16 protein-coding genes are annotated in these 16,620 nt (G+C 31.8%); 12 read left to right on the top strand and 4 right to left on the bottom strand.

The genetic code is table 11. The annotated features are described in order from the left end of the window. Position 1: 1 nt before the first annotated feature. From HQN62_RS17175 to HQN62_RS17130, 10 genes are all read left to right on the top strand, one after another. A complete protein-coding gene (locus tag HQN62_RS17175; RefSeq protein WP_173505268.1) occupies positions 2 to 1,621 on the top strand; it encodes a hypothetical protein in 1,620 nt (539 codons plus the stop codon). Between the two features lie 42 nt (positions 1,622 to 1,663). Then, the gene (locus tag HQN62_RS17170) at positions 1,664 to 2,533 is read left to right on the top strand and encodes a hypothetical protein (protein WP_173505267.1); all 870 of its coding nucleotides are present in this window, start codon (positions 1,664 to 1,666) and stop codon (positions 2,531 to 2,533) included. A gap of 13 nt (positions 2,534 to 2,546) precedes the next feature. Beyond that, positions 2,547 to 3,584 (top strand): glycosyltransferase family 2 protein, encoded by a 1,038-nt coding sequence (locus HQN62_RS17165; RefSeq protein ID WP_254454449.1) that lies wholly within the window; start codon positions 2,547 to 2,549, stop codon positions 3,582 to 3,584. A 91-nt stretch (positions 3,585 to 3,675) separates the two neighbouring features. Beyond that, positions 3,676 to 4,422, top strand: coding sequence for a class I SAM-dependent methyltransferase (locus tag HQN62_RS17160; RefSeq protein ID WP_173505266.1), 747 nt, complete (start codon positions 3,676 to 3,678; stop codon positions 4,420 to 4,422). An 11-nt stretch (positions 4,423 to 4,433) separates the two neighbouring features. Next, positions 4,434 to 5,531: a glycosyltransferase family 4 protein gene (locus HQN62_RS17155; protein WP_173505265.1), complete on the top strand. Its 1,098-nt coding sequence runs from the start codon at positions 4,434 to 4,436 to the stop codon at positions 5,529 to 5,531. Beyond that, positions 5,528 to 6,676: a glycosyltransferase gene (locus HQN62_RS17150; protein ID WP_173505264.1), complete on the top strand. Its 1,149-nt coding sequence runs from the start codon at positions 5,528 to 5,530 to the stop codon at positions 6,674 to 6,676. The genes HQN62_RS17155 and HQN62_RS17150 overlap by 4 nt, the downstream gene beginning before the upstream one ends. After that, a complete protein-coding gene (locus HQN62_RS17145) occupies positions 6,673 to 7,746 on the top strand; it encodes a glycosyltransferase family 4 protein (RefSeq protein ID WP_173505263.1) in 1,074 nt (357 codons plus the stop codon). The genes HQN62_RS17150 and HQN62_RS17145 overlap by 4 nt, the downstream gene beginning before the upstream one ends. 1 nt (position 7,747) lies before the next feature. After that, the gene (locus tag HQN62_RS17140; RefSeq protein WP_173505262.1) at positions 7,748 to 9,088 is read left to right on the top strand and encodes an O-antigen ligase family protein; all 1,341 of its coding nucleotides are present in this window, start codon (positions 7,748 to 7,750) and stop codon (positions 9,086 to 9,088) included. Next, a complete protein-coding gene (locus tag HQN62_RS17135; protein ID WP_173505261.1) occupies positions 9,063 to 10,070 on the top strand; it encodes a glycosyltransferase family 4 protein in 1,008 nt (335 codons plus the stop codon). The genes HQN62_RS17140 and HQN62_RS17135 overlap by 26 nt, the downstream gene beginning before the upstream one ends. Before the next feature lie 57 nt (positions 10,071 to 10,127). Next, entirely contained in the window at positions 10,128 to 11,522 is a 1,395-nt protein-coding gene (locus HQN62_RS17130; RefSeq protein ID WP_116797267.1) for an exopolysaccharide biosynthesis polyprenyl glycosylphosphotransferase, read from the top strand. A 1-nt stretch (position 11,523) separates the two neighbouring features. Here HQN62_RS17130 and HQN62_RS17125 read toward each other — a convergent pair whose 3' ends face one another. After that, the gene (locus HQN62_RS17125; RefSeq protein ID WP_173505260.1) at positions 11,524 to 12,663 is read right to left on the bottom strand and encodes a lipoprotein N-acyltransferase Lnb domain-containing protein; all 1,140 of its coding nucleotides are present in this window, start codon (positions 12,661 to 12,663) and stop codon (positions 11,524 to 11,526) included. 51 nt (positions 12,664 to 12,714) lie between these two features. Next, positions 12,715 to 13,785, bottom strand: coding sequence for a putative type IX sorting system protein PorV2 (locus tag HQN62_RS17120; RefSeq protein ID WP_483299256.1), 1,071 nt, complete (start codon positions 13,783 to 13,785; stop codon positions 12,715 to 12,717). A gap of 188 nt (positions 13,786 to 13,973) precedes the next feature. Here HQN62_RS17120 and HQN62_RS17115 point away from each other — a divergent pair, with 188 nt between their 5' ends. Beyond that, the gene (locus HQN62_RS17115) at positions 13,974 to 14,696 is read left to right on the top strand and encodes a CDP-alcohol phosphatidyltransferase family protein (protein WP_173505259.1); all 723 of its coding nucleotides are present in this window, start codon (positions 13,974 to 13,976) and stop codon (positions 14,694 to 14,696) included. 9 nt (positions 14,697 to 14,705) lie between these two features. Further along, the gene (locus HQN62_RS17110; protein ID WP_116797270.1) at positions 14,706 to 15,548 is read left to right on the top strand and encodes a glycoside hydrolase family 25 protein; all 843 of its coding nucleotides are present in this window, start codon (positions 14,706 to 14,708) and stop codon (positions 15,546 to 15,548) included. 37 nt (positions 15,549 to 15,585) lie between these two features. Here the strand turns inward: HQN62_RS17110 and HQN62_RS17105 are convergent, their stop codons facing one another. Both HQN62_RS17105 and lptB read right to left on the bottom strand, forming a co-directional pair. Beyond that, complete coding sequence (locus tag HQN62_RS17105; RefSeq protein WP_173505258.1) at positions 15,586 to 15,819, bottom strand: DUF5808 domain-containing protein; 234 nt, start codon at positions 15,817 to 15,819, stop codon at positions 15,586 to 15,588. A gap of 9 nt (positions 15,820 to 15,828) precedes the next feature. Then, positions 15,829 to 16,569 (bottom strand): LPS export ABC transporter ATP-binding protein, encoded by a 741-nt coding sequence (lptB, locus tag HQN62_RS17100; RefSeq protein WP_173505257.1) that lies wholly within the window; start codon positions 16,567 to 16,569, stop codon positions 15,829 to 15,831. Positions 16,570 to 16,620 lie beyond the last annotated feature (51 nt).

The following is a 16,620-nucleotide window of genomic DNA, read 5'->3' as shown; positions in this document are numbered from 1 at the left end:
TTTGATACAATCTATTTTAATTTGTACTCCTTCAGGGAAAAGTGCGGTTCCTTTTGATAAGAGTCAAAAGAATAAAACTGAAATAGATATTTCAAAATTTTTGTCTCCAAAAATTAATTCTTTTGATATTGTAATACGCTTTTCTCAACCCATAATCGAATTTAGAAACCATGATTATCAATGGGTAAATTGTAATAGTGATAGAATTGCGAATGAATTTTGTCCTAAGATTATAAAATTGAAAGATGGGACTCTTGTACAAGCCAATAGAAATATCGGGATTTGGGAAGTTAATAAAAAATTGAAAACGGTATTGTTGTGGCGTTTTAATCCCGAGTGCGCCTCTTCATTGACAAGCTATATTAAAGATCAGAACGAAGTTACAATTCAATCAGCAAATCAGAATTTTAATTGGAAACAAAATCTAGCGATTTTATTCTCTGAAAAGAATGCGATCGAATTTAGCCGTTCAAAAATTCCATTTACAGCGATAGCTTGTTTTACAGATCATTGTGATTTTGATACTCCGGAAAATTTAAAGATTCAGAGAGATTTTTTTAAGAGAAACAATGTAAAAATCACTAAAGGTTTTTTTCTGAATCATTTTTCAAAACGATCGGATAATGCTTCTTTTGAAAATGATGCCGAAGAATTGTCGCTTTGGCAGAATGACGGCCATGAGTTAGCCTATCATTCTCTTTCGCAATCTTTAAAAACTATTCCGGATAGTTTTGATGATTTTTATAATTTCAATGCTCCTTTTTCTGGTCTTTGTACATGGATTGATCATGGTTTTCAGCCGTATAATTTTTCTCTTTTTAAAAATGAAAAAATAAATGAGCAAGATTATGAAGTCAATTTAATTACTAAAAACATTAAAATTCTGTGGAATTATATTGACTCTGGTAAAGCAACCGTTGGGGTAATAAATCAATTGAATACGAAACAATTTACACTGTCAAGTTTCTTGAAAGGAAATAAAGGATTGCGTTTTTCCAAACAATTGCAATTGATGACTAAAAATATGATGTTTCATTTTTATGGGGATCAGGAGTTAATTTTGAAATACAAAAGTATCGCAGGGAATTTTAAAAAAGTATTTCATCAAAAGGATAAAAGTAAATTTTATGCCTTACTTAAGGATGGTTTTGGTTTGATTTCCAGTATTGTCTCAGTTCTAGCTTTTTGGAATAGCAATAAAAACACTCCTTATAAATTAGCAAAATATAGTCCTATTCTATTTAAGCATACTATTTTTGAGAAAGAATTTTATATTTTTCAGACCTTAAAAATCGATAATTTTGAAAAAGCATTATGCCAACTTAACATTGATTCACTTATAAAAGAGAAAGGGGTTTTTGTTGCTCATACTTATTTTTCTGTCCCTATGAAGTATCACAAAGGAAGATTGTTTTATAGTAAGAATGAAATTAATTTTATTGTAGAGAAAAATTTTAATTATTTAGGATTGAAGGTTCTAAATAATGAAATTTGGAATCCTACTTTAAAAGAATTGGTTGGTTATTGGTCAGGTTTTGAGGATATACTTCTTGATGTTGATGAACTAGGGAATATAGTTGTAAAAAATGAGACGAATATTGTTTATCGTAAAGTGCTGTAATTCTTATTTAAAAAATAAAATAATCTGAATTCAAAATAAGAGATGAATCATAAATTAAAAACATTCTTGTTTAAATCACTGACTTTATTACCGAACAAAGTGGATGATTATTTTTACCATAAAATTCAAATGTTTTTTGATAAAACGACATTGGAAGATAGACTAAAAAGTGTAGAATCCACTTATTTAAGACTGAATGCTATTCTAGATAAATTAGAAATTGATTTAAAAGACAGAACTGTTTTTGAGTTTGGATCTGGTTGGTTTCCCGCTATGCCTTATTTTTTTAAATATAAGTTTATGACAAGAAACGTAATGACCTTTGATATTAATGAACATTTTCAAAGAAAAACGGTTTTAGAATTGAATGCTATATTTTCAAAAAAGTATGATTGCAATATAAAAGATCAAGCAAACAATAAATATGGATTGCCAAAAGGGATAGAATATTTTCCAAATTATAATATAGTTACACAAGATATTCCCGTGGTGGATGTTGTCTTCTCTAGATATGTATTGTCTCATATGAAAGAAATGGATGTGATTGGGTTTCATAATAAAATAATAAATCAATTTAAAAAAGGAACTTATGTTATTCATTTTATTTCGCCAAGTGATTTGAGGCAACATAGTGATAATACTATTTCGCAACAGGAATTTTTGAAATATAGTAAGCTGGAATGGGAAAATATACGCACTAAATTTGATTATCATAATCGATTACGATTGCCGCAATTTCTTGAAATTTTTAATACTTGTGGTTTTGAGTTAGTGCATTTGGAATATGAAAGTACAAAAGTGGGTTCAAAGCAGTATGATTTGTTTAAAAAAGTAAACTTGCACGAAGATTATATTAAATATAGTACTGAAGAATTAACTGCAGGAAATATTTTGGTTATTCTAAAAAGTTAGCAGTACTTAAAAAATGGATAAACTCTTTATGAAAAACTTACCGCAATTCTCCCTCATCATCTGCACCTATATGCGTCCTAAACCTTTGCTCCAATTATTGCAATCATTAAGGGAACAAACGTTATACCCCGATGAAATTCTCGTTATTGACGGATCTATCAATAATGAAACACAGCTTATTTTAAATGAAAATCATTTTGAGAATCTTCACTATTATCTAGTTCCAAAGGAGCATCGAGGTCTGACCAAACAACGCAATTTTGGGATTGCACGTGTTGGGTCAAATATGGAAGTGGTTTGTTTTGTGGATGATGACACCGTTTTGGAGAAGGATTATTTTGAGGAATTAATTAATACTTTCAGGCAAAATGCTATTATTACAGGAGTTGGTGGAGTTGCAATCAACGAAAATAAATGGGAGGAGATACTAACAAATAAGGGGTACAATAAAAACAAGTATTTTTCTTTTGACGGTTTTGTTTATAAAGAAGGGCTTCGCAATGTGGTTCGGAATTATTTGGGCTTGCAATCTAATCTAGGGCCTGGAAAAATGCCTAATTATTCTCATGGTAGGACTTGTGGCTTTCCGTTGAATAATAAAATTTATGAGGTCGATTTATTAATTGGGATGTCTATGGCATTTAGAAAAATAGTTGTCGATCAAATTCAATTTTCACCTTATTTTGAAGGCTACGGACTCTATGAAGATGCCGATTTTAGCGTTAGAGCTCTATCCTTTGGAAAAAATGTGATTAATACAAAAGTGCAATTATGTCATTTTCACAATCCTTCTGGTCGCCCTAATCAATACCAATATGGTAAAATGGTAGTTAGAAACGGTTGGTATGTGTGGCGGGTAAAAAATCCAAAACCGGTATTTATTGATAGACTAAAATGGCATTCGATTACAATACTATTGACAATCATTCGATTTAGTAATATCTTTAACACAAAAAAAAGGGCCGCCGCTTTTACAGAAGCACTTGGTCGGACTGTTGGATGGTGGAGTTTGATTTTGAATAAACCAAAAACACAGCTTAATTTAAAATAAGATGGATCAATTCAATGCCTGTAAAATTTGTCACAATAGAATTGAATTAATAAATAGCAAGTTTAATTTAGGTCAATGTGTTAAATGCAAATTGATATTTTGTTTAACTGCATATTCTCAAGAACAATTTGTAACCGTTTATGATGAATTGTATAATAAAGAGAATAGTAAATATCAAAGGCATTCTAAAATTGAGTTTGATCAAATTGTAAAAGAGCAAGTCATTAATATCGGTTTGAATCGTTCTAGATTGATAAAGAAAAATATTTTGAATACAAATTGTCAATCGGTACTTGAGATTGGGAGTGGAATAGGTTTGATTGGGGCTCACATACGGTTAAAAAATGAACAAATACTGTACACAGGAATTGAATTGGATGAAGAAGCATTTCGCAAATCACAACAATTAAAATTAAATACGATTAATGGTGATTTTAAAGAAATGGAAAAAATAAAAGGTCAGTTTGATGTAATAATGCTCTGGGAGGTTATTGAACATCTTCAGGATTTGAAATTGTTTCTTGATTTGGCTTATAAAAAACTAAATTATAATGGTAAAATAATACTCTCAACCCCCAATTACAATAAAATCCTGAATTATCCGGATAGAGAAAAAGACCAATTGTTTCAGGATGAACCTCCAATTCATCTCAATTATTTCACTGCAGAGAACATAAAAAATATTTTTGAATTTCATCATTTTGCTAATTGTAGAATTATGGTTAAGAAATTTCCTTATGTAGAATTGACCAAGAAAAGATTTTATTTGAATTCCTTTAAAGCATTATTGAATAGTTATCAAGGATCAACCATTTATTTGGAAGCAATAAAAAAGTAAATTTTTTAAGGATGAAAACAATTATAATAGCCCATAATTTTTCCGAAATTTCATTTGCAGGTATGAGTTTTCATTTAGCACATCATCTGGCTGATTTGGGAAATAGAGTTGTTTTTATTTCGCACAAACCCTATTTTAGGATAAATCAAATAATTGAAAAGGGTACTGGTGAAATTATTGTTTGTTCATGGCCAACAGAAAACAGACCTACTTCGACAAAAGATTTAGTTTGGTTTTCTAAAATTCATTTAAAATATAAACCAGATGTAGTAATAGGACATTTTGTAGGCAGTAATATTTCAATTTTGGTTTCGAAGTTAATGTCTCTAGGAAAAGTTAAGACTTTTTGTTATTATCATACATTGTCTGACCAACTTTTGGCCGATAAAAAATATGGTTCAAAAAAGCAAAATCTATTGTTTTTAAGAAAAAAAATATTCTATAAATTATTTTGTGATGTAGTTATATGTCCTTCTGCAAAAGCAAAAAAAGATTTAAAAGCTTTTTTTTCAATTAAAAAAGGGAGTGTTGTGTTAAATCCTATCAACGACAGATTTGAAAATAAAATAAGAATATCTGATGAAGACATTGTTGTTTCATATCTGGGCAGGCTAGATTCTTCAAAAGGGGTTATAGATTTAATTAAAGCGTTCATAATTTATAGAAATGAATCAAAAGATTCTAAAATGATTTTAAACATTTCAGGAAGCGGTAGTCAAGAATCTGAAATAAAAGAATTGATAAGAAATAATGCTTCAATACATTATTTTGGAAGATTGTCTTATGAAAAAATTGACGAGTATTTAAATAAAAGCCATTTTGCAATAATTCCCTCAAAATGTGATAATTTACCAACAGTCGGTTTGGAATCAATGATGAATAACACACCATTGTTAATTTCGAATGAAACCGGTCTTACAAAATACTTAAAGGATGGTTGCGAATGTTTTAAGTTCGATTCAGATGTTGATTCAATGGTTTCAATATTTAAAAAAGTTGAAAAAAATATTGATAGACAGGAGCAAATGGGTATAAATGCAAGGAATACTTTTTTATCTCTTTTTAGTATTGAAAATTATTGTAATGTTTTTTCCAAAATAATTTCATGAAATTTGCCATTATAACTCAAGTGTCTCATGTCTTTCAAAAGGGAAACTATTTTGCTTACGCACCTTATGTTCGCGAAATGAATGTTTGGTCAAAATATGTTGGTGAGTTTATTATTGTTGCACCCCTTCTTCGAGCTTCAAGTACGGCAATCGACATTCCATATAATCACGAAAATATTAAGTTTTCCCAGATTGATAGTATTAATTTATTAGGTTTTAAATCCATTTTTAACGCAATTTTAAAAATTCCAAAAATAAGTTGGCAAATTTTTAAAGCCATGTGGAAAGCAGACCATATACATTTACGTTGCCCTGGAAATATTGGTTTGTTGGGTTGTTTGATTCAAGTTTTATTTCCAAATAAACCCAAAACGGCGAAGTATGCCGGTAATTGGGATCCTAAGGCAAAACAACCTTGGAGTTACCGTTTGCAAAAATGGATTTTGAGCAATACGTTTTTGACTAGAAATATGCAAGTTTTGGTTTATGGTGAATGGGAGGGTAGTACCAAAAATATAAAACCATTTTTTACCGCAACCTATTCCGAAGAAGATAAAATGCCGATTAAAGCATTGGATCTAAAAGAAAAAATAAATTTTGTTTTTGTCGGAGCATTGGCATCGGGTAAAAATCCGATGTATGCTATGCAATTGTTAGAAACATTATATAAAAAGGGATATAATGTATCTTTAAATTTTTATGGTGAAGGTATAGAAAGGAAAAATTTAGAGAGTTATATTGCTTCTAATGGTTTAGAAAAGATTGTACAATTAAAAGGAAACCAAAGCCAAAAAGTTGTTACTGAAGCTTATCAAAACAGTCATTTTGTGATTTTACCTTCTCAAAGTGAAGGTTGGCCGAAAGCACTGGCCGAGGGAATGTTTTGGGGTTGTGTTCCAATCGCAACTCCTGTTTCTTGTGTGCCTTTTATGTTGGATTTTGGAGAAAGAGGTGTATTGCTGCAAATGACCCGAGAGCTTTGCTCGAACTGGCGTAGTAATTTGGAACAAGATGTTTGTAAAGTAGAAGAGCTTATAAATGATAAAGTGGATTATGACACTAAAAGAAGGAAAGCGTCGGATTGGTCACGGAAATACACACTTGAAGTTTTTGAATCAGCAATAAAAAAAATGCTTGAACAATGAGAATTATTCAAATAATCGATTCACTAGAAGCTGGTGGTGCAGAGCGTATGGCTGTTAATTATGCGAATACTTTGGTCGATGAAATTGATTTTTCAGGACTGGTTACTACTAGAAAAGAGGGTGCTTTGCGTAATCAAATCAATCTGAAAGTTTCCTATTTGTTTTTGAATAAAAAAAGGCAGCTTGATTTTGGAGCACTTTTCAGATTGCGTTCTTTTGTTTTAAAAAATAAGGTAACTCATATTCACGCTCATAGTACTTCCTTTTTTTTAGCGGTTTTATTAAAATGCATTTGCCCTAACTTAAAAATCCTTAGACATGATCATTATGGTAATAATGAGTTTTTAGCAACGAGACCTTATTTTGTTTTGAAGCAAACTGCATCTTTTTTTAATGGAGTTATTGCTGTAAACCAAAAACTTAAAAATTGGTCAGAAGTACAACTAAAAGCAAAAAATGTTATTTATTTGCCTAACTTTCCAACGAAAGAGATAGGTATTGATGAGCATACAATCCTAAAGGGAGCTGAGGGAAAGCGAATTGTATCTTTGGCTAATTTAAGGGAGCAAAAAAATCATTTTTTACTGTTGGAAGTAGCACAAAAGCTAAAAAAAAAATATCCAGATTGGACTTTTCATTTGATTGGAAAAGACTTTGAAGACGACTATTCCAAACAAATTATAAAACGAATCAAGGAATATGATTTAGAAAGTAATGTATTCCTTTATGGTTCAAGGCAAGATGTGGAATACATACTCAATCAAGCACAAATTGCTGTTTTGACTTCAAAATCGGAGGGGTTGCCCGTAGCACTTTTAGAATATGGATTATATAAAAAAGCTGTTGTGGTTACTAATGTCGGTGAAATACCTCTAATAGTTCAGCATAAACAGAATGGCTTTATCGTAGATTCTGATGATCCGAATTCTTTTTATCAATCTGTAGTCGATTTGATTACTAATGAGACATTGCGTTCTGATTTTGGAAAGGCACTTTATGCCACGGTTCAAGCTAATTATACTGCTGAAAGTGTGATGAAAAAATATTTAAATTGGTTGCAAATAAATTAAAATGAAGAAAGAAGAATTGTCGTATATTTATTTATTGCTATCTCATGCTTTTCTAGGAGGTTTGATATTTGTTTTGCCTTTTATTTCAAAAATATACACTTTAGTGATATTTGTTTTCGGTATTTATTATATTGTAAAAAACAGGAATAAAAATAATGAAGCTCTTGTTATATCAGCCTATGTAATAAGCGTTGAGGTTCTTTTGAGAATGACAGATGGGATGTTATTAAATGAGTTTGGAAAATACTCAATTTTGATTTTTATGTTTCTCGGAATGATTTATTCTGGATTTTCAAATAAAGCTCTTATATATTGGTTGTTCTTAGTTCTACTGATTCCAGGGATTATTTTATCTGCTATTACCTTAAATTTTGAAACAGATATTCGAAAGGCTATTGCATTTAATATTTCTGGACCCGTTTGTTTGGGAATTTCTTCCATATATTGTTACCAAAGAAAAATCACCTTTGATCGATTAAAAGGAGTGATTACAGCATTCTCGTTGCCTTTGGTTGCAATAGTTGTTTACTTGTATTTGTACACTCCCAGTGTGAGGGATGTGGTTACAGGAACGCAATCCAGTTTTGAAACATCAGGTGGATTTGGGCCCAATCAAGTATCAACTATACTAGGCTTAGGGATTTTTGTTTTTTTTGTCCAATTGTTATTGAATTCTAAAAGCAGAATCTTACAATCGATAAATGCTGGATTTGTTTTGGTTTTTGCTTTTAGAGGAATAGTAACTTTTTCAAGAGGAGGTGTATTGACGGCAGTTGTGATGATTTTTCTACTTTTGATAGTAATGTATTTTCAGGCTAATTTTAATACGAAACCTAAAATAGGATTGATTATTATACTGTCTTTTTTGGCTGGAATGGGGGTTTGGGGATACAGTTCCATACAAACTGGTGGATTGATTAATAAACGCTATGCGAATCAAGATGCCAGAGGAAGAGAGAAAAAAAGCCAATTGTCTGGAAGAGAAACTCTTATTGCTTCTGAATTGCAAATGTTTGTGGATAATCCTATTTTAGGGGTTGGTGTTGGAAGAAATAAAGAAATTCGGGAAAAGGAAACTGGAATTGTAGCGGCTTCCCATAATGAAATTACCAGAATGTTGGCGGAACACGGTTCTCTTGGTCTGATTGATTTAATGCTTTTATTTTTTACTCCATTGTTCTTATTTGTAAACAATCGCCAAAATATATTTGCACTCTCCTTTTTAGTTTTTTGGCTGTTGACCATCAATCATGCCGCTATGCGACTTGCTGCTCCTGCTTTTGTTTATGCACTTTCATTGTTAAAAGTTTATACTGTTGAGAAAACTACTGTACATAGGTAATAACTTATCCAAGCATGGTGTTACCCCAACTACCATCGAAATTCTTGGTCCGCTTTTGGAGCAAGAAGGTTTTACCGTATCATATAGTTCTTCTTTGAAAAATAAGGTCTTAAGATTCATAGCTATGGTATGGAGTGTGTTTCAATATCGAAATGCAGATTATGTACTGATAGACACTTATAGTACGACTAATTTTTGGTATGCACTTGCCACTTCTCAGTTGTGTCGATTTTTGAGACTAAAATACATTCCAATTTTACACGGAGGGAATTTAGCTTTTAGATTGAAGAATAACCCGAAAATTAGCCAAATGATTTTCAAATATTCTTTCCAGAATGTGTCACCTTCTCTTTTTTTAATAAAACACTTCAGAGCAGAAGGTTATGAAAATGTTATATACATTCCGAATGCTATTGAACTTGAAAACTATCCTTTTTTGGAACGTGAAAAAGCGAAACCCAATCTATTGTGGGTGCGTTCTTTCGCAAAAATATACAATCCCATGATGGCAGTTGAAGTATTTGCTGCCATAAAAAAGAAATATCCTGAAGCAACGCTTTGCATGGTTGGTCCTGAAAAAGATGGGAGTTTATTAGACGCCAAACTGAAAGCCAAAGATTTAAAATTAGATATACTTTTTATGGGAAAATTATCCAAACAGGATTGGATAAATAAGTCTAAAGAGTATGATATTTTCATAAATACGACCCATTTTGACAACATGCCTGTGAGCTTGATTGAAGCAATGTCCTTGGGTTTAGCCATAGTTTCTACCAATGTTGGTGGTATTCCATTTTTGATTGAGAATCAAAAAGAGGGTTTGTTAATACCAGATAATGATGTCGAAAAAATGGTTGAGGAAATCGATAGATTAATTAAAGACACTGATTTGTTTGGTGAAATTACTGCTAATGCAAGGAGGAAGTCAGAAGAGTTTGATTGGCAGATTATTAAGCTTAAGTGGGTCACTATTTTAAAATAAAGAGGGTTTAATTTTTATATAATAAGTAACTTGCAACGTAATCCAATTTTGAAATCAATGGATAATCAAAAAAGTATACACTTCGAAATTTCCGAGCGTAAAATTCTTTTACGGGTTTTTGATGTGGTTTTTGTATTATTTGGTTTGTATTTTGTAGGTCTTGTTTTTAGCTTCAATTATTTTAAATTTTCTACTATTGTTATCTATTGGGCTATTGTTTTGGCCCTTTATATTAATATGTTTGGAGCTATTTTTGAAATGTATAATCTTCAAGTAGCCAGTAATCACTTTCAAGTGTTACGAAGCACGATTCTAACGACTTCCACTACAGTAATATTTTATTTATTGACTCCTGTTTTTTCACCACAATTGCCCAAAAATCGTTGGCAATTATTGGTTTTTTATATAACTGTCTTTGTGTCACTCTATACATGGAGAATGATTTATGTTCGGTTTTTAGCATCCAACAGATTTGTTCAAAATGCAGTTTTGATATGTGATAGTGAGCAGGTGCAAGAACTTGTCCTGGGATTGGAGAGTGTCGATCCTCATTATAAAATAATTGGATATGTAAATTCCGATTATCATTCAAAAAATAAATTTGAATATCAGTACGTAAAACACATAAAAAGTGAAGATTTATATTTATTTGTTGTCGAAAATGGGATATCGGAAATAGTGATAGCTTCTCAACAAACGGACGGAATTACGGCAGATTTATACCAACAATTACTTCGTTTACTAGAATCGGGCAAGAGTATTAGAGAATATACGCATGTATATGAAAGTAAAACACAACGTATTCCGGTTCAATATATTTCGCGGGATTTCTATCGTTTTTTTCCTTTCAGCCGCAGTAATCAGAATAAATTATACTTGTATTTTATCAGAATATTTGAGGTTGTTTTTTCATTGATCGGTTTAGGAATCGGTTTGGTTTTAGTTCCTTTTATATTGATATGCAATGTTTTTTGGAACAATGGAAAATTATTTTATACCCAAAAAAGAGTTGGAAAAGACGGTGTTGTTTTTAAAATTATTAAATTCCGCACAATGGTGAAAAACGCCGAAAAATCAGGAGCTGTTTTTGCCAAACTCAATGATTCCCGGATTACTAAGTTTGGAAAATTTTTGAGGAAAACTAGAATAGATGAGTTTCCTCAGTTTATTAATATTCTTAAAGGAGATATGGCGGTGATTGGTCCAAGACCAGAACGGCCGGTATTTGTGAAAGAAATTGCTCAGATGATGCCATTTTACGAAACGCGCCATATTATTAAACCAGGTCTTACGGGTTGGGCTCAAGTTAATTATTCCTATGGTGAAAATCTAGAAGATAGCTTGATAAAATTACAGTATGATTTGTATTATATCAAACACCGCAGTATTTATCTTGATTTGAGTATTGCTTTCAAAACTATTTCAACGGTTTTATTTTATAGGGGGCAGTAGTTTAAATAATTATAGGAATTCGCTTTTTGTGTTTAATAGCCAATCGAGTTAGAACAACCAAATTGGTTATTAGTATTGGTGAAACAATAAATAAGTGAACTTTTGTGATGATGAAAAAGAAGTATACAATCAGCAAAAGAATATTGAAAACAGCAAGTTTGTAAGTCCATTTGGCGTTTCTTGTACTCCAAAAATACAATACCACAAAAAGGATAGGATTAAATAATAGGATGTTGTAATTGTATCCCAATTCCTGATGGGAAGAATAAAATCCTAAAAACACAAATAGCAAACCCAATAAAGCTATAATCACTAGATAAATATAATCAATTCTTTTCTTGTTTATCAAAATTACAAATCCTAAAAGTAAAAGATAGCTATAGCAGTTATTCCACCACGAGCTTGGAATTTCCTCTTCAAAATCAATCAATGTTTTATTCTCTTTGCATAAAGGATGATTTTGATACTGAATAAGTTTTAAACTTTTTTGAAGCTCAAACGGTAAAAATATTTTAGTCCCCATTTGATCTACTTTTGTTCCAAAAACAATACTCGTTCCTAGTTTTTCATAAAAATGATTATCGAAATAAGGAAATAAAATGGATCTGTAAGTTTGATCAGTATCTGTTTTTTTTGTTATTACTTTCCCATTTAATGTCTTATTGATGACATCCACAACCTTAGAAGTGCAATTATTGTCAATGAATTTATATTGGTATAAGCGTTCCTCAGACAATAGTGATTGGGATAGATTGTCAAATAATTTTTGTTTAAGCGCAAGTGGAATATCTAAATCTTGTTCATAAACATCCCTTTTTTCATAATTGTATTGATTGATAAAATCAACATAACGATTGTTTACTATAAAATAATTTAAATCCCCCTTGGTAAACTTCATTACAAAGTTGGGTGTGTCAAAGTCAAAAGCACCATAGTTATACACCACATCCAGATTGTTGTCAATGTCGCTAACTCTTATGGCGGTGTGACCAAATAAAGAATAGGATTCATTACCAGTTCCACAAGTGAGCACGCTAACATGAGCATTTTTGGATAATTGAACATCTTGGCCGTATGAGTTATAAATGGAACCCAATAAAAGAATACAAACAAATATTTTTTTTAATAAGGGAGCTTTCATTTTGACAATTTTTAAATATAAATAAAGATGTAATTTTTTCAACATTCAAAGTTAACCTCTAAAAAGGGATAAATCAATTTTTAAAGAAAATACATTGGAATACAAAGCTGTACTTTGATTACCCAATGAGGTTAATGCATAATCAATAGCGATTCCTTTGTATTTGAATCCCAAACCAATATTGGGTTGAAATCCTATTTTTTCGCCATTATCTAATTGTGTTACGTGCTGGAAATTACCAAGGCCTGCTCTCAAAAAGGCCAGATTAGTATAACCGAATTCCAAACCAATGGCTGGATCGATACTCACAAAGCTACTTGAAATTAAATCGTTGGTCTGGGTAAATTGCATATTCATATTGGCAGTAGCCAAAAGACTGTAATCTTCATGAAAAAGAATTTTTTTGGCCACTCCCAGTTGCGCTTTAGGAAGGGTAATTTCAGTGCTTTCAGGCATTTCTTGATTCTGTCCCGGAATGGCATCAGCTATTTTTTGATAAGCTTCTTCGTTGATGTTCCAAATATTGTATGTAGTGGTGATGTCACGAAGCATTAACCCAAATTGCCAATCATTCTTTTCAAATTGCAATCCAAAATCAAAACCAAATCCCCAAGAAGTTGCAAAATCTCCAATAATTCTGCGTATAATTTTAGCATTTACTCCATATTGAAATCCTTCGATTGGTAATTTTACGGCATACGAAAAAGTAAAACCATAGTCGGCCGTTGAAAAAAGTTTAATTCGGTTGTAATCTATGTTGCCTTCATTGTCTATTAAATCGGTCGTGTTCAAAATATCATCTACACCAAAGCGGATCAATGAAATTCCCCAAGCCGTTCGGTCATCAATAGGACTGGCATAGGCAGCATAATCATATTTGGCAATATTAGCGAAGTAATTGGAATGCATCAAGGAGATTTGATTGTCTTCTAGATGAAGCAGTCCTGCAGGGTTCCAATAGGTTGAATTAACATCAGAAGTAGAAGCAACTACAGCGTTTGACATTCCTAAAGCTGCTGCATCTACACCTATATTCATAAACTCATTCGAATATTTTCGAACAGTTTGACTACAGATTGTGTGCACAATAAAAAGGAAGAAAATGAGCTGTATTTTTTTCAAAAGATATTATTTGGAGACTGAATGAGTTTTTAATTTTTACCAAAAATAAAGTTTTTTGATGATGTAGCTACTTCAATTCAATGAATTAATAATTTTTGTTAGCAAGCAACTAAAATCTCTTAATAAAACAAGTATCACTTTCACTTATTGTATTAAATTTGTCGAGCTTATAATTCAATTTAAAAACCATGAACATCAAAAAACACATTCCGAATACAATTACTTTATTAAATCTTTTTTGTGGCTGTATCGCTGTGGTATTTGTAAGTAAAGACCAATTTGAAATGGCATTCTTTTTTGTTTGCCTCGGAATTTTTTTAGATTTTTTTGATGGTTTTTTTGCCCGTTTGTTTAAAGTATCAGGTCCTTTGGGTTTACAATTGGATTCTTTGGCGGATATGGTGACAAGCGGTGTTGTTCCTGGATTTGTGATGTTTAAAATGATGCAAAGTAGCTCAGTTTATATGAGCGAGGGATACCTTCAGTTTTTCCCTTATTTAGGGTTTATCATTACTTTGGGCTCGTGTTTTCGTTTGGCAAAATTCAATATTGATACTCGTCAAACCGATTCGTTTATAGGTTTGCCAACTCCAGCGAATGCTCTTTTTATATTGAGTCTTCCTTTGGTTAAGGAATATTATTCTGGAGAATCATTGATGGTACTTGAAATTTTGACAGAGAAATGGGTTTTACTTTTGATATCCTTGTTTAGTGCTTATATTTTGAATGCAGAAATTCCTTTATTTTCCTTAAAAATAAAAAAGTTTAATTTCAAGGACAATGCACTTCAGGTAATTTTTCTGATCAGTTCCCTTTTGTTTCTGGTTTTTCTAGACTATTTAGCTATCCCATTGGTGATTATTTTCTATGTTTTACTTTCGGTGATTAATAATAAGTTTCTGAAAAAGTAATTTTTTTGGATGAAAAAAAACAGCAGAACTGTGCCAAGGCGTAAACCAAGAAAGAAAAGAACCGGTTTTTCAGGAAGGTGGATTGATTTCTTTTTTATTGGGATTGCGATTCTTTTTATTTTTTCAATAGCCTATCATTACCGCTCCGGCATTATTAATTACTTAGGCTTTAAATCACATTATAATAGCGGCACAAATGTTTTTTCTGAAGCTCGAAATTTAAAAGTTTTGGAAAAAAATGAAGGAAAAACTATTGGTTTGGATGTTTCCGAATATCAAGGGAAAATCCGTTGGTCTTATGTTGATACCATTGAAGAAAAATATCCTTTGCGTTATGTTTTTATTCGGGCAACTGTTGGAAAGGACAGAGTAGATAATCAGTTTAAAAGAAATTGGCTTGGCGCCAAAGAAAATAAAATGATACGAGGCGCTTATCATTATTATCGTCCAAATGAAAATTCTCTTGAGCAAGCGGAACTTTTTATTAAAACCGTTAAACTAAAAAAAGGAGATCTTCCCCCCGTTTTGGATATTGAAAAACTACCAAAAGAACAGTCTATTGAGCGATTAAAAATAGGGTTAAGGCGTTGGCTGAAAGCTGTTGAATTGCATTATGGAGTAAGGCCCATAATTTATACGGGTGAGAAATATTATGACGATTTCCTGAAAGAGGAGTTTAGCGATTATCTTTTTTGGATAGCCAACTATAACTTTTATCGAGAAGAAATTCAAGAAGATTGGCTCTTTTGGCAATTTACCGAGAAAGCCACCGTTCCGGGTATCGACTGTAATGTTGATGTTAATATTTACAATGGGGATTTACAACAGTTGCAATATATTACTGTGGAGTAGTGTTAAGGTTTCAGATTAAGAATGTTAAACAGCTTGATTATTTATTCAAAATAAAAAAAGTAACCATTCCAAAAAAAGCCAAAGCAACTAGTAAAGCCAATACCGATTTTGGGTTTGCAAAATTTATGGTGATACCCATTCCTTCAATTTTCTTAGGAGGAAAAATGCGTTTGTCTTCTTTGTTATAATAAAAAATTCCCCAAATCCAATTTTTAGAATCTTTGTTCCACTTCTCTAATGTTTCTTCGTTTGGGGTTTCTTGATTTTTCATTATATGGAACTAAAATTCTAGCTTCTTCTTTCTCAATTCGAAATTTTGACCTAGATATACACGACGCACCATTTCGTCTTCAACCAATTCTTCTGGAATACCCGCTTTTAGAATACCTCCTTCAAACATAAGATAAGTTTTATCGGTAATAGCCAACGTTTCTTGTACGTTGTGGTCAGTTATTAAGATTCCGATATTTTTATTTTTCAATTGAGCAACAATTCTCTGAATGTCTTCTACGGCAACAGGATCTACACCCGCAAAAGGTTCGTCAAGTAAGATGAATTTTGGATCTGTAGCCAAACAACGAGCAATTTCGGTACGACGACGTTCTCCTCCTGAGAGTAAATCTCCACGATTGGTACGAATGTGTTCCAAACTAAATTCGGCAATCAAGCTTTCCATTTTGGCTACTTGCTCTTCTTTGGAAAGTTTAGTCAATTGTAGTACACTCAAAATATTGTCTTCGATGCTTAATTTTCTAAAAACTGAAGCTTCTTGTGCCAAGTACCCAATTCCATGTTGGGCTCTTTTGTACATTGGATAATCGGTAATATTCAAATCGTCAAGATAAATATTTCCTGAATTTGGTTTTACCAATCCTACAATCATATAAAATGAAGTCGTTTTTCCAGCACCATTAGGTCCCAAAAGACCAACGATTTCACCTTGGTTTACTTCTACCGAAATGCCTTTTACAACACTTCTTCCTTTGTAGGTTTTTATTAAATTCTCTGCTCTTAACTTCATTTTCTTATTTTAATTTAAACGTTTGATTCGTTTATTCGTCCAAATTAACGA

The organism is Flavobacterium sp. M31R6, from assembly GCF_013284035.1.
Classification (GTDB): domain Bacteria; phylum Bacteroidota; class Bacteroidia; order Flavobacteriales; family Flavobacteriaceae; genus Flavobacterium.
This window is presented reverse-complemented; position numbering and strand designations above follow the sequence as displayed.